This window comes from Roseibium limicola (assembly GCF_017313085.1).
GTDB lineage: Bacteria > Pseudomonadota > Alphaproteobacteria > Rhizobiales > Stappiaceae > Roseibium > Roseibium limicola.
In genome coordinates this window covers 500,408-514,285 of the sequence record NZ_JAFLNF010000001.1, presented here as the reverse complement: position 1 = coordinate 514,285, position 13,878 = coordinate 500,408, and the positions used below count along the sequence as shown (strand labels likewise).

Annotated in this window: 13 protein-coding genes; 9 read left to right on the top strand and 4 right to left on the bottom strand. The window is 59.1% G+C overall.

Annotated features, from left to right (window positions below; all coding sequences use genetic code 11):
• Positions 1-149: 149 nt before the first annotated feature.
• A complete protein-coding gene (locus J0X15_RS02225) occupies positions 150-1,283 on the top strand; it encodes an ROK family transcriptional regulator (protein ID WP_209015002.1) in 1,134 nt (377 codons plus the stop codon).
• Positions 1,284-1,309: 26 nt separating this feature from the next.
• Here J0X15_RS02225 and J0X15_RS02220 read toward each other — a convergent pair whose 3' ends face one another.
• Positions 1,310-2,011, bottom strand: a complete 702-nt coding sequence (locus J0X15_RS02220) for a GntR family transcriptional regulator (RefSeq protein WP_206937875.1) — start codon at positions 2,009-2,011, stop codon at positions 1,310-1,312.
• Positions 2,008-3,393 carry a formimidoylglutamate deiminase gene (locus tag J0X15_RS02215; RefSeq protein WP_408015310.1) on the bottom strand — a complete coding sequence of 462 codons (1,386 nt, stop codon included), beginning with the start codon at positions 3,391-3,393 and terminating at the stop codon, positions 2,008-2,010. The genes J0X15_RS02220 and J0X15_RS02215 overlap by 4 nt, the downstream gene beginning before the upstream one ends.
• Positions 3,394-3,465: 72 nt before the next feature.
• On the opposite strand from J0X15_RS02215, the gene hutI reads away from it, so the two are divergent.
• From hutI to J0X15_RS02175, 8 genes are all read left to right on the top strand, one after another.
• Complete coding sequence (gene hutI / locus J0X15_RS02210) at positions 3,466-4,680, top strand: imidazolonepropionase (protein WP_206937871.1); 1,215 nt, start codon at positions 3,466-3,468, stop codon at positions 4,678-4,680.
• Entirely contained in the window at positions 4,677-6,245 is a 1,569-nt protein-coding gene (gene hutH, locus J0X15_RS02205; protein ID WP_206937869.1) for a histidine ammonia-lyase, read from the top strand. The genes hutI and hutH overlap by 4 nt, the downstream gene beginning before the upstream one ends.
• Positions 6,232-7,068, top strand: a complete 837-nt coding sequence (hutG, locus tag J0X15_RS02200) for an N-formylglutamate deformylase (RefSeq protein ID WP_206937868.1) — start codon at positions 6,232-6,234, stop codon at positions 7,066-7,068. Before hutH ends, hutG begins: the two co-directional genes overlap by 14 nt.
• Positions 7,061-8,743, top strand: a complete 1,683-nt coding sequence (gene hutU / locus J0X15_RS02195) for a urocanate hydratase (protein ID WP_206937867.1) — start codon at positions 7,061-7,063, stop codon at positions 8,741-8,743. The genes hutG and hutU overlap by 8 nt, the downstream gene beginning before the upstream one ends.
• Before the next feature lie 60 nt (positions 8,744-8,803).
• Positions 8,804-9,622 carry a transporter substrate-binding domain-containing protein gene (locus J0X15_RS02190; protein WP_206937866.1) on the top strand — a complete coding sequence of 273 codons (819 nt, stop codon included), beginning with the start codon at positions 8,804-8,806 and terminating at the stop codon, positions 9,620-9,622.
• Positions 9,623-9,704: 82 nt separating this feature from the next.
• Positions 9,705-10,358, top strand: coding sequence for an amino acid ABC transporter permease (locus J0X15_RS02185; protein ID WP_331461865.1), 654 nt, complete (start codon positions 9,705-9,707; stop codon positions 10,356-10,358).
• A gap of 3 nt (positions 10,359-10,361) precedes the next feature.
• On the top strand, positions 10,362-11,021 hold the full coding sequence (locus J0X15_RS02180; RefSeq protein ID WP_206937865.1) for an amino acid ABC transporter permease: 660 nt from the start codon (positions 10,362-10,364) through the stop codon (positions 11,019-11,021).
• A 49-nt stretch (positions 11,022-11,070) separates the two neighbouring features.
• Positions 11,071-11,871: an amino acid ABC transporter ATP-binding protein gene (locus tag J0X15_RS02175; protein WP_209015001.1), complete on the top strand. Its 801-nt coding sequence runs from the start codon at positions 11,071-11,073 to the stop codon at positions 11,869-11,871.
• Between the two features lie 15 nt (positions 11,872-11,886).
• Here J0X15_RS02175 and J0X15_RS02170 read toward each other — a convergent pair whose 3' ends face one another.
• Entirely contained in the window at positions 11,887-12,606 is a 720-nt protein-coding gene (locus J0X15_RS02170) for a response regulator transcription factor (protein ID WP_206937864.1), read from the bottom strand.
• Positions 12,603-13,871, bottom strand: a complete 1,269-nt coding sequence (locus J0X15_RS02165; RefSeq protein WP_206937863.1) for a GAF domain-containing sensor histidine kinase — start codon at positions 13,869-13,871, stop codon at positions 12,603-12,605. Before J0X15_RS02165 ends, J0X15_RS02170 begins: the two co-directional genes overlap by 4 nt.
• Positions 13,872-13,878 lie beyond the last annotated feature (7 nt).

Sequence of the window (13,878 nt, the reverse complement as noted above, 5' to 3'; positions counted from 1 at the left end):
AGAATAAGGCTATGATTTTTATCAATAAAATTTATCTATAGAGACTGCCGTGAAATCGAGAGACGAAGAGAGAATCGCGTTTTTTGGTGCTTATCTGGCGGTTCTCGGGTAGAGGGTCTAAGGTCAGTCAAGAGCGTGCGGGGAACGGGTTGATCAATCTGGGGTATAATGAGCGGCGGGTTATTGAACTGCTTCGCGGGCGCGGCGGCATGTCCCGGATCGAGCTTGCCAGAGAGATGGCGGTTTCTGCGCCTACGCTTACCCGTTTGACGTCTAGCCTTCTTGAGGGCGCCCTTATAGTGGAAGACAGTGAAAGCCGGCCCCCGACAGGTCGTGGCAAGCCCTCGACGGCTGTGAAGCTTAATCCGGAGGGCCTGTTTACTGTTGGGGTGTATTTCAACCCCGACGATATCCGGATCTGTGTGGCGGATCTTGAGGGAAAAATCAGGGCTGAGCATGTTCAGGAGCTGGATGATCACAGCTTCGATCACATCATGGGTGTGGCGTCTCCGGCCGTTGAAGCCGTGATCAAGCAAGCCGGCATCGACAGGAGCCGAGTGCTTGGATGTGGCCTGTCGTTTCCCGGGCATTTCTCGCGCAATCCCGGTCATGTTTTTCAGATCCAGCAGTTTTCCAGCTGGCATGACATCGACGTCAACAAGGACTTTGACGACTATTTCGACATGCCGGTGTTTCACGAGAACGACGGTAAGGCCGTGGTTCTGTCCGAACTCTATTATGGCGCTGGGCGTAACCTCCGGAATTTTGCGCTGATCTGGCTGACCTATGGCATCGGTGGCGCCGTCGTCGTGCAGCGCCAGCTTTACCGCGGGACCAACCGCAACGCCGGGGAGTTTGGCGGGCTGTTTCCCAAGTCGCACCCGCGTCCATCTGGTCAGGACCTGTGCAATCTTCTGTCAACGCAGGGTATCAACGTTCGGCGCCTGCGTGAGATCGACGAGAGCTACAGCGATCATCCGGCTATTCGCGGCTGGCTTGACCGGGCAACGGATCAGTTGCGGGTCCTATCACTGACAGTGGCGCGTACGCTTGATCCGACAGCCATCGTGTTTGGCGGTTCCTTGCCCGACTGGATTATCCGGCATTTCGTTGAGCATCTGGGTTCACTGGAAATCCTGGGGGAGGATTTTCATGTTGAACCGCCGGAAATCCGCCTTTCCGCGATGAGTGACAAGCCGCATCTGGGCGCTGCCACCATTCCGCTCTACCGGGCCACGACACCCAGCTATTATTCGGGGCGGGCGCTCAAAGGCTGGGCCTAAAGCAGCAACGATGCCCGATAGGCTCCTCAGAAGCCGGTGCGCAAGCGATAGCCGGGTGAGTAGGTCATGCGTACGTGGGTGATAGGCTGGGTCTGATTAAACGTCACGCGTTCCATCACGAAAAGCGGTGTGTTGTCCTGGCATTCGTACAGGCCGGACAGGGCGGGACCAGCGTTTGCCGCGTAGCAGGTCAGATCTCCGGTGGTGAAGGGCGCGTTTTGAACCAGCCATTCGTTCGGGCTGATCAGATCGAAAGCGGCTTCGGCGAACGCCGGCGTGGCATCAATGTTGGTGTAGCGTTCCTCGAACATGAACGGGCGGTCGTCGGCAAAATAGACGGTTTCCGTGTAAAGCAGAAAGGCTTCGTCCCCGACTGGAAATGCAGCGTGCAGGGAGGTCGGAAGAGGACGCTTCTCACGTTTCAGCAGAGAATGGCTGTAGCTGGAGCCACGAGCTTCAACCTCCTCCCGAATGATCGGAATGGTAAAGGTGGCCTTGTGCGGCGGATTGACGGCTACACGGGTTCCCGCCTTGCGCCTTCGGGTGACAAGACCTGCTTCCGCCAGATCCCGCAGGGCCCGGTTGACGGTGGTCCGGGCGCAGCCGAACTCTTCCGCCAATTCGGCCTCACCGGGAATGGTTTCTCCCGGCTGCCAGACGCGTTCGTTGATGCGGCGCAGAAGCTCTTCGCGAATGCGGATCCAGCTATTGCTTTCCTTGACTGTCAAAGTCTCTGCCTCAGTGCCTTCATCGTTGCGCGATAGCGGGTGCGTATGTCGTCGCCGCGAATATGGACGCCCTCTTTAACCAGATGCCGCCCAGCGGACCAGACGTCTGTGACCATCCGGTCGTTTCCGGCAAAGATCCAGGTATCCAGTGTGTCATCGCTTTTGCAGCCGGCAAGGTCCACTGCATTGCCATCAAGGGCGAGAAAATCCGCGAGTGAGCCTGGCGCGAGAGCGCCGCTGTCGCGATTCGCAGCGCGGGCGCCGCCTTGGAGGGCTGCGTCAAACAGCACGCGACCGGTCGAGCGCTCGGGCGTTGCAACGCTGGCACGACATCTGTCCCGCAGGCGCTGGGAATATTCCAGGGTACGGAGTTCTTCAGACAGGGAAATGCGGACGTTGGAATCCGATCCAATGCCTAGCCGCCCACCGGCAGCCAGGTAGTCGACGCCGTTGAAGATACCGTCACCCAGACTTGATTCGGTGATGGGACAGAGACCGGCGACGGCGCCTGTGCGTGCCAGGGCTGTTGTCTCTGAGGCTGTCATCTGGGTGCAGTGGATCAGGCACCAGTTTTCACTGACGTCATGATTTTCCAGGAGCCAGTTGACAGGGCGGCGGCCATAGGCGGCTTCGACTTCTTCGACTTCCTTCACCTGTTCGGCCAGATGCATGTGCAGAGGCGATGTGCCCGCAAGCTCAATGCAGGGGGCAATGTCTTCGCGGCGCACAGCGCGCAGGGAGTGCGGGGCAACGCCCATCCGGCAATCGTCGGTCAGGGAGGAAACTGCGCGGGTGGCACCCTCATGCAGACGGAGATAGCGCTCAATGTCATTGCCAAACCGGATCTGTCCAGGCCCGAGCGGGCCGCCGTCACAACCGCCCTGACTGTAAAGCACCGGCAAAAGCGTCAGGCCGATGCCGCTCTGGTCAGTCGCGGCCGCGATCCGCTCTGAAAGCTCGGCCAAATTGGCGTAAGGCGCACCGCCGGGTTGATGGTGAACATAGTGGAACTCGACATTACAGGCATAGCCAGCCTCGAGCATTTCCATCTGCACGAAGGCGGCAATGGATTCGATGTCGTCGGGGGTCAGCACATCGAGGAACCGATACATGATCTGACGCCATGTCCAGAACGTGTCGCGGGCTTCCGGACCGCGGCGCTCGCTCATGCCCGCCATGGCGCGCTGGAAGGCATGGGAATGCAGGTTTGCTGGGGCCGGGAGCAAGGTTTCCAGCCTTTCCACCGACGCGGGAAGCGCGGTGGCATTTGGTGTAACCGAAGAAATCCGGCCATTCTCGACGCTCACCAGAACGTTCGACTTCCACCCGTCGGGTGTCAGGGCCTGGTTTGCCAGAAGCTGGGTTGTCCGGTCTTGGGTCACTGACAGAATCCTCGTTGACACGTTATTATGTGCATGCATATTCTCATCTAACGCAATTTATTCAAGCGCGGAATGGTCATCGTGTCGAGCCAGATTTTACGAAATGCCACCCTTGCCACCATGCAACCCGGCACCAGCCCCTATGGTCTGGTCGAGCAGGGTGCGATTGCGATTGAAGATGGCGTCATCCGCTATTGCGGGCCGGAGGCTAGCCTGCCGGCTGAGCTTGCCTCGCTTTCTTCTCAAGATCTTGAAGGAGCTTTGGTCACGCCAGCGCTGATCGACTGCCACACCCACGTGGTGTTCGGTGGCAACCGGGCGATGGAATTCGAGATGCGCCTGAATGGGGCCTCTTATGAGGAAGTTGCCAAGGCTGGCGGTGGCATCGTTTCAACGGTTGAGGCAACCCGTAAAGCCGGCGAAGATGCGCTACTGATCGATGCGCTGAAACGTGTCGATGCGCTGTTGGCGGAGGGCGTCGCCACCCTTGAGATCAAGTCCGGCTACGGTCTTGACCGGGAGACCGAGTTGCGCATGCTGCGTGTTGCCCGCAAGGTCGGTGAGCAGCGTCCGGTTCGGGTGCTGACCAGTTTCCTCGGCGCTCATGCCGTGCCGGTCGAGTTCAAGGGTGAAGAAGACCGCTATCTCAACGAGATCTGCCTGCCGACCCTTGAGGAAGCCCATGCGCAGGGGCTGGTCGACGCGGTTGACGGCTTTTGCGAAGGGATTGCTTTTTCTCCGAACCAGATGGCGCGGGTGTTCGACAAGGCGGCGGAGCTGGGCCTGCCGATCAAGCTCCACGCCGAACAGTTGTCGAACCTTGGCGGCGCCGCATTAGCTGCCCGACGTGGAGCCATGTCCGCCGACCATCTGGAATATCTGGATGAGGCCGGTGTGAAGGAGATGGCGGCCGCCGGCACTGTGGCGGTTCTTCTTCCGGGTGCCTTCTACACCCTGCGCGAAAAGCAGCTCCCGCCGGTCGGGCTTCTGCGCAAGCATGATGTCTCCATAGCATTGGCGACCGACTGCAATCCGGGCTCGTCGCCCCTGACCAGCCTGCTTCTCACCCTCAACATGGCCTGCACACTGTTCCGCATGACGCCCGAAGAGGCACTTGCAGGCGTCACCCGCGAAGCCGCAAAGGCGCTGGGCCTGGCGGATTGCGGAACCTTGCGTGAGGGCCTAAGGGCCGACATCGCCATCTGGGATCTCCAGACGCCTGCCGAACTTGCCTATCGCATCGGCTTTAATCCCCTTCAAGAACGTATTTTCGGAGGTTCCGAATGACCGCACCGGCAAACGCCTTGGTGCTGACACCGGGCAAAGTCACTCTTGACGCGCTCGAGCGCATCTACCGTGAAGGGCTGGCCGTCACCATTGACCGTGCCGCCCGTCCTGCCATTGATGCCGCCGCTGAGCGCGTCCGTCAGGCCGCGATGGGGAATGAGGCCGTCTATGGCGTCAATACAGGCTTCGGCAAGCTGGCCAGCGTCAAGATCGCAGCCGAAGACACAGAGACGCTTCAGCGGAATCTGATTCTGTCTCATTGCTGCGGTGTCGGCGACGACATGGAGCCGGCCACTGTGCGTCTGATGATGGCACTCAAGCTGATGTCGCTGGCGCGCGGCGCCTCCGGTGTGCGCTTCGAGGTGCTGGAACTGATCGAGAATATGCTGGCGAAGGGCGTCACGCCCGTTGTTCCGGCGCAAGGCTCGGTTGGGGCCTCCGGTGATCTGGCGCCTCTGGCGCATATGACCGCTGCGATGATCGGCGAAGGCGAAGCCGAGTTTGACGGCGAGCGTCTGAGCGGTGCTGATGCTCTGGCAAAGGCCGGGCTGACACCTGTCGTGCTTGGGCCGAAGGAAGGTCTTGGACTGATCAACGGCACGCAGTTTTCGACCGCCTATGCGCTGATCGGCTTGTTTCAGGCCTGGCGTATGGCGGAGGCCTGCCTGCTGACGGCGAGCCTGTCCACCGATGCCATCATGGGATCGACGGCTCCGTTGTTGCCGGAAATCCATGCGCTGCGCGGCCATCGTGGTCAGATTGAAGTGGCTGCCGCCATGCGCAAGCTGATGGACGGCTCCGAAATCCGGGAAAGTCACCGCGAAGGCGACAGCCGTGTACAGGATCCCTATTGCATTCGTTGCCAGCCGCAGGTCGCCGGTGCGTGTGTCGACCTTCTGCGGATGGCAGCGAACACGCTGGAAATCGAAGCCAATGCGGCGACCGACAATCCACTTGTCCTGACCGAAGCCGGATTGATCGTGTCGGGCGGCAACTTCCACGCGGAGCCTGTGGCCTTTGCGGCCGATCAGATCGCGCTGGCCGTGGCTGAAATCGGCTCCATCGCCCAGCGTCGCGTCGCGCTTATGGTCGATCCGACGCTCTCTTTTGATCTGCCGCCGTTCCTTGCCAAGGATCCGGGCCTCAATTCCGGGCTGATGATCGCGGAAGTGACGACGGCAGCACTCATGAGCGAGAACAAGCACCTCGCCAATCCGTGCTCGACAGATTCCACTCCGACCAGCGCCAATCAGGAAGACCATGTTTCCATGGCCGCCCATGGCGCCCGTCGCCTTGGTCGGATGACGGCAAATCTGGCAAATATTCTCGGTGTCGAACTGCTTTGTGGCGCTCTGGGTATCGAGTGCCGGGCGCCGCTGAAGACCAGTCCAGCCTTGCAGTTGGCTCTGGACGGTCTGCGTGCCGTGGTGCCAACTCTTGAGGCCGATCGCTATATGGCGCCTGACTTACGCGCTGCAGCCCAGTTGGTCTTGAACCGCACGCTTGTCGCCTCGATTTCGGCAGCGCCGCTGATCCGCCTGGAGGCCAGCCATGCAGCCGGTTGATGTCTTTGCCGGAAACAGTCCGGTCATTCTCGGCGTTCCTCATGCGGGAACCTATGTGCCGGACGAGATCTTTATGCGCTTGAATGACACCGGCAAGGCGCTGGCCGACACCGATTGGCATGTCGACCGTCTTTACCGTGATCTTTTGCCGGGCGCGACGATGGTCTGCGCGAACTTTCACCGCTATGTCATCGATGCCAATCGGGATCCGGCGGGCGCAAGCCTTTATCCGGGGCAGAACACCACGGGTCTGTGCCCAACGACAGATTTTGATGGCTTGCCGATTTATCTGGAGGGTCAGGCACCGGATCCGGCGGAAATCGAAGAGCGTCGGATTGCGTGGCATGCGGTTTATCACGCAGCACTTGCGGCCGAAATCGAGAGGGTCAAGGCGATCCACGGTGTGGCGATCCTTTATGACTGCCATTCGATCCGTTCGCATATTCCTTTTCTGTTTGAAGGCAAGCTGCCCGATTTCAACATTGGGACCAACGGCGGCACCACTTGCGCGCCGCAGATCGAAGCTGCCGTTTTGGCCCGCACGAAGGCTGCTGAAGGATACGACAGCATCCTGAACGGACGCTTCAAAGGCGGCTGGACAACCCGTCACTATGGCAAGCCAGAGGCGAATGTACACGCGATCCAGATGGAACTGGCCCAGTGCACCCATCTGGCGACCGAAGCCTTGCCGTTTGACTATAGCGAAGAGCGATCCGCCCGGCTGCGGCCGCACCTTGGCTTGATCCTGTCGGACCTCGCTGACCTGGCTGGCGCACTCAATTCAACTGACAAGAAGACTACCCGAGGAGACCACCATGGTTGATCGCCGTCACAATGCCCGCGATGTTTTTGCGCCCACCGGTACCGAGCTGAACGCCAAGTCCTGGTTGACGGAAGCGCCACTGCGCATGTTGATGAACAATCTTCATCCGGATGTGGCCGAAAATCCGCATGAGCTGGTGGTCTACGGCGGGATTGGCCGGGCAGCCCGCACCTGGGAAGACTTCGACCGTATTGTTGCGGCGCTGAAGGATCTGGAAGAAAACGAGACGCTGCTGGTGCAATCCGGCAAGCCAGTCGGTGTTTTCCGCACCCACAAGGATGCTCCGCGCGTCCTGATTGCCAACTCCAATCTGGTGCCACACTGGGCCAACTGGGACCATTTCAACGAACTCGACAAGAAGGGACTGGCCATGTACGGCCAGATGACTGCCGGGTCGTGGATCTACATTGGTACGCAAGGGATCGTGCAGGGCACTTACGAGACCTTCGTCGAAGCAGGACGCCAGCACTTTGATGGCGACCTGACCGGAAAATGGATCCTGACAGGTGGTCTTGGTGGTATGGGGGGCGCACAGCCTCTGGCGGCTGTCATGGCGGGTGCCTGCTGTCTGGCGGTCGAGTGCGATGAGACCCGGATCGATTTTCGTCTTCGCACGGGCTACGTCGACGAAAAGGCGACTTCGCTGGATGAAGCGCTGGCGATGATCGACAGGTGGACGAAAGCCGGCGAAGCCAAGTCCGTCGGACTTCTCGGCAATGCCGCCGATATCTTCCCGGAGCTGGTTGAGCGGATGAAGGCGGGCGGCGCGCGCCCGGACATCGTCACCGATCAGACGTCTGCTCATGATCCGATCAACGGTTACCTGCCGAAGGGCTGGACCGTCGCGCAATGGCGTGAGAAGCGTGAAAGCGATCCAAAGGCCGTCGAAAAGGCAGCCTGTGCATCCATGCGCGAGCATGTTGAGGCCATGGTTGCCTTCTGGGATGCCGGCGTTCCGACGCTCGACTATGGCAACAACATTCGTCAGGTTGCCAAGGATGAAGGCCTTGAAAATGCCTTTGCTTTCCCGGGTTTCGTGCCAGCTTATATTCGACCGCTGTTCTGCCGTGGCATCGGCCCGTTCCGCTGGTGCGCACTCTCCGGCGATCCGGAAGACATCTACAAGACCGATCAGAAGGTCAAGGAACTGATCCCGGACGATCCGCACCTGCACAATTGGCTCGATATGGCGCGCGAGCGGATTTCGTTCCAGGGACTGCCGGCACGCATCTGCTGGGTTGGATTGGGTCAGCGCCACCGTCTGGGTTTGGCGTTCAATGAAATGGTTCGCACCGGTGAACTGAAGGCACCGATTGTGATTGGTCGCGACCACCTGGACTCTGGCTCCGTTGCTTCGCCCAATCGTGAGACCGAAGCGATGAAAGACGGCTCCGATGCCGTGTCGGATTGGCCGCTTCTGAATGCCCTGCTCAACACTGCTTCGGGGGCGACCTGGGTGTCGCTGCACCACGGTGGAGGCGTCGGTATGGGCTTCTCGCAACATTCAGGCATGGTGATCTGTTGCGATGGTACAGACGACGCGAAAGAACGTGTCGGCCGGGTCTTGTGGAATGACCCGGCAACGGGCGTCATGCGTCATGCAGATGCGGGCTACGAAATAGCGCTTGATTGCGCTAGAGAACAGGATCTCAATCTCCCTGGGATCCTGAAATAATATAATTATAACAATAACTAACCTTCCCGGAACAGTTGTAACAACAGGAGACTTGCAATCATGAACAAGAAGCTTCTCGGACTCGTTGCCGCCGTTGGCGTCAGCTTCGGTCTGGCCACTGCGGCACAGGCAGATATGCTTTCCGACATCAAGGCCAAGGGCAAGATCGTCGCCGCCACGGAAATGCACTATGCGCCGTTCGACATCCTCAAGGACGGTGAGTATCAGGGTATCTGTCATGACCTCTTCACCGAGGTTGCCAAGGAACTCGGCGTTGAAGTCGAATTTCTCGATCTGCCTTGGCAGTCGATCCTGCCGGGCCTCGAAGCCGGCAAGTTTGATTTCGTCAACGCACCTGTGACAATCACGGCGGAACGCATGAGCCGCTACAACTTTACCCTGCCGATCGGTAACGCCACTGTAGCGCTGGCCAAGAAGGCCGGTGATGACAGCATTTCTGCTCCGTCCGATATCGCTGGCAAGGCCGTTGGTTCGCAGAAGGGCTCTGCCCAGCTGGAGCAGCTGAAGGCCTTCTCCGAAAGCCTCGACACACCGGCTGACGTGCGTGAGTACGTCAACATTGATGAAGCTCTGTCCGATCTGGCTGCTGGCCGCATTCAGGCGGTTGCTAACTCCGCGCCGCTGATGGGCTACGCTGCCGTCCAGCGTGCCGGTCTCTTCGAAATGGTCATGCCTCCGTTTGGCGATCCTAAGTTCTTCGGCTGGGTTGCTCCGGGCGGCGAAGACAGCAAGACGCTGGTCGCAGCCATCAACGACGCCATCTTGAAGATGCATGAAGATGGCCGCTTGCAGGCGATCAACGAAAAGTGGCTCGGTTCCAACCCGGAACTGCCGACCACCATGCCGGACGTCAAGTAACCTCCTGCTAAACTTGCGCCCGGTGACTTTCTGCCGGGCGCAGGATGCCTTATCAGAGGCCGTCGAGATGGGGACGTGACGGGTGAATTTTTCCTTTGAAGTAATCTGGCACAATCTGCCCTATCTGCTGGCTGCGGCGCGGTGGACGCTGCTGATTTCGCTTGGTGGCATGGCGATCAGCCTGGTTTGGGGCATCTTTCTGTGTGCAGGCCGGATTTCGCGCGGGTCTGTCATCCGGTCATTGGCGCGACTGTACATCTCCTTTTTTCGCGGCGTTCCGCTGCTCGTTCAGCTGTTGATGTTCTATTACATGCTGCCTTACGTGGGGCTTGATCTGCCGGCGATTGCTGCTGCCATTCTCGCGGTAGGCATGTGTTCAGCCGCCTATACGGCCGAGATCCTGCGCGGCGCCTTGCAGACGATCCCAGCAGGGCAAACCGAGGCCGCGCAAGCCCTTGGCATTCCGACCTTGTCGTTGTGGCGGCGTATTCTGGTGCCGCAGGCTATCCGCATTGGCCTGCCCTCACTGGTGAACGAGTTGATCCTTCTGGTGAAGGTGTCCTCGCTGGCGTCAGTCGTAGGCATCGGCGAGTTGACCCGCATTTCCCAGAACATCACCGGCGAGACCTACCGGCCTCTGGAGATCTTCATTGCGGCGGCGGTCATCTACTTCCTGATCAATCTGGTCATATCTGGCCTCGGTCGGTTGGCCGAAAAGCGGCTGGAGGTGGGCTGAGCCATGGAACTTGATCTCTTCATTCGCTACGGCCCTGCGCTTCTCTCCGGTTTCGGCGTCACTATTTTGTGCTGGCTTGTCGGCTCGATAGGTGGGTTGGTTCTCGGGTTCCTGCTTGCCTGCCTCTATCGCTTTGGCCCGAAGGCTCTCGGGTGGCTGATCTACATCTACGTGGAAATCATCCGCGGCACGCCGTTCATGATCCAGCTGTTCATTCTCTATTATGGCGGACCGTACGTTGGGTTGGTTCTGTCTCCAATGCAGGCGGGGATACTGAGCTTCATCATTTACGGAAGCCCGTATTTCTCCGAGATCTTTCGGTCTGGTTTCAATGCCATCCCAAAGGGGCAGATTGAGGCGGCACGGTGTGTCGGGTTAAGCGAGCGCAGGATTTTGATGCGGATCATCCTGCCGCAAATGCTGGTGCCGACGACGGCGCCGCTGACCAACTTTTTCATTATCCTGACCAAGGAAACGGCGATCCTCTCGGTGGTGACCGTGCCTGAGCTGCTTTATGAAACGCAGACGATGGCGGCAGAGACATTCACCTTTGTCGAGCCCTTCCTAGTTCTTTCCTTGTTCTACTGGGTGCTGGTGATCGGCACGAGCTGGGTCGGCGAAAGGGTGGAGGCGCGAGTAACCCGCCATCTGCGCCGTGTGTAATTCTGACTTGGAACCTGACCTGATATTCGTGATGAGTGAGACCTGACATATGGGTGACAACCTGACAGACCAGCCGATCATCCAGGTTCGGAACATGAGCAAATACTTCGATGAGTTCGAAGCCTTGCGAGATGTGACGCTGGATGTTCATCGCTCCGAAGTGCTCTGCCTGATCGGTCCGTCGGGTTCAGGCAAGAGCACGCTTCTGCGCTGCCTGAATTTCCTTGAAGCCTATGACGGCGGCGAGGTTCTGCTGGAAGGTGAGCTGATCGGCTGGAAGTCGGCCGGGGCGTCGCCGCGCAAAGCTTTGTCAGGCGAAGCGTTGCGTCGTCAGCGGCAACACATCGGCATGGTGTTTCAGCAGTTCAATCTCTGGCCGCATTTGACCGCTCTGGAAAATGTTGCCGAAGCGCTGATTCACGTCAAAGGGCTGGGCAAGAAGCAAGCGCACGAGAAGGCGCGGGCTGCGCTGGCCAAGGTCAATCTATCCGACAAGGAAAAGAACTATCCGGCCAATCTCTCTGGCGGTCAGCAGCAGCGGGTGGCAATCGCCCGTGCAATTGCCATGGAACCGAGCGTCATGTTGTTCGATGAACCGACGTCGGCGCTCGATCCGGAGTTGGTCGGCGAAGTGCTTTCCGTCATGAAGGAAATGGCCAACGAAGGCATGACCATGGTCGTGGTTACCCATGAAATGGGCTTTGCCGCCCATGTGGCGGATCGGGTTGCCTTCCTCGACAGTGGTCGTCTGGTGACCTGCGTGCCGCCGGCGGAGATCTTTGGCCAAGTGCCGGAAGATCCACGGGTGCGGGCTTTCCTGCAGACCTATCGCGAGCGCAACGTGGTCTGAGGCCCGGGCTATACCTTACTGTTTGCTCAGCCATTTTTGCAGGTCCCGTTCGGCGCTCTCTAGACTTTCCGCATTGATGGCCCGCAGGTTCAGGGCACGCGTAATGGCGCGCGTGCGTTTGTTGATGGCGAACTCGCTCTGCCCGACATTCAAACTGTCGACGCCGAGCTTGTCATAGAGCGACAACAGACGGTTTTGAACAGTGCGCAGCGACAGACCCTGACGTTTGGCAATCAACTTGTCGGACAGGCCGAGCGCCATATCCAACAAGACGGCATACTCGCTGTCGGTGAGGGCGTCGTGGGTATGGACATTGCGCTGCTGTACGCGATGGATTTCCTGATCGACGATGATCTGCGATTCCAGAAATACGGCCCGTAGAGCCAGTTGCAAGCGGTCTTGTGTGGCCGTTTTCAATACGTAGCCATAAGATGACTCGGTGGGAACAATCCTGGCAATGCCGCGCATATAGGCTTCGTCAGAGTAGTTCGACCAAAAGAGAATCCGCGTGGTCGGACGTTCGCGCCAAATGGTGCGTGCGGCATCTATGCCATTGCGCTCCTTCATCTGGAGGTCCATTACCACTGCCGGTATGGCATGCTGCCGGGCAAGCGTTTCGCCCTCGCTGCCATTCACTGCGTGCAAAATCTCATCGACTTCCGGCAATGCCCGATGCAGGGCATCACTCATGAAATCCGCGTGGAACTGGTCGTCCTCGACAAGCAGAACCTTCATGCGACGCCTCCAGAAGGGGACGTCGCCGCATCCTGATCAAAGGTTTCCTTGACGATTGGCAAGGTGACGATGATCTGGGTGCCGCCCTTGCCTGACATGGAGAAGTCGGCTGCGATCAAGCGTGCCCGGGTCCGCATATGGGCGATACCTCCGGTTATTTTGGGCCCCTTTCGACCGGGGCGCGTCTTTGACACACCGAGCCCGTTGTCGGCAATCTTGAGTGTCATCTGGTTTTCCTGACTGCTGATTGAGACGCTGATCCTGTCCGCCTGTGCGTGACGAGCGGCGTTGTTGATCGCCTCTTGGGCAATGCGGAAGAGTGAAATGCGGGTTGTGGAATCCTGACGATCGATAAGACCGTTGGTTTCATCGACGACCTGAAGCGTCGTGGTCTCGACATTCTCGACGGCGCGCTCCAGGTGAATGCGCAAGGCGTGGGCAAAGCCGAACATGTCGAGCAGGGTCGGAACGGCGGTGTCGATAATCCCGCGCAGGTCCTGAATGCAATCCTGAATGCTGCCAATGACGCGCACTCTGTCTTGCGACCCCTCGGCCTTTTCCAGGTCGCGCATGATGCGGGTCAGATCGGCCAGGGTCTGGTCGTGCAGGTCCATGCCGATGCGTTGGCGTTCCTGCTCCAGAACACGGGTCAGTTCGAGTGCGCCTTGCCGCAAGCCTTCTTCGCGCGCCTGGGCTTCAGCCCGGACGATGGCTGCGCGTTTGGCCTTGTCGTTGGCCCTCAGCGAATAGAAGTAGGGGGCGAGCACATCGGCGATCTGACGTACGCGGGTGACGGTTTCCTCGTCGTAAAGATTGGGAGTACAGGAGGAGCAATTCAGCGCGCCGACGGTCCGCCCCAGAACCTTCATTGCGACGTTCACCCGGCTGCGCATCTTGTGCTTGATGATCGGCTGGGCCAACGCGCCTTCAAATGTATAGCGCGGGTCTTCCATGGCGTTGCCGGTCAACATGAAGTCCGCTTCGCCCAGCAGAATGCTGCGCACGGGCGATATGGCTACCGGCGTGCGCGACAAGCTCCACCGGGTCTTGAACCCGACTTCGTAGCTGGTGTTCCAGGCGACCTTGTCGTCCACCAGACAGACATCAAGGTGATCGATCGGCAGCAGATTTTCGATTTCCGTCTTCACAGAACGCAGCGCTGCCCGGATTTCGACCTGACCCGCAAGGTGACGTGAAATGCGCAGTAGGGAGACGAGCGGATTCTGATCCGGCGCCTCTCCAGTCTTATTGGCCCCCTGTCGCATGGCAACA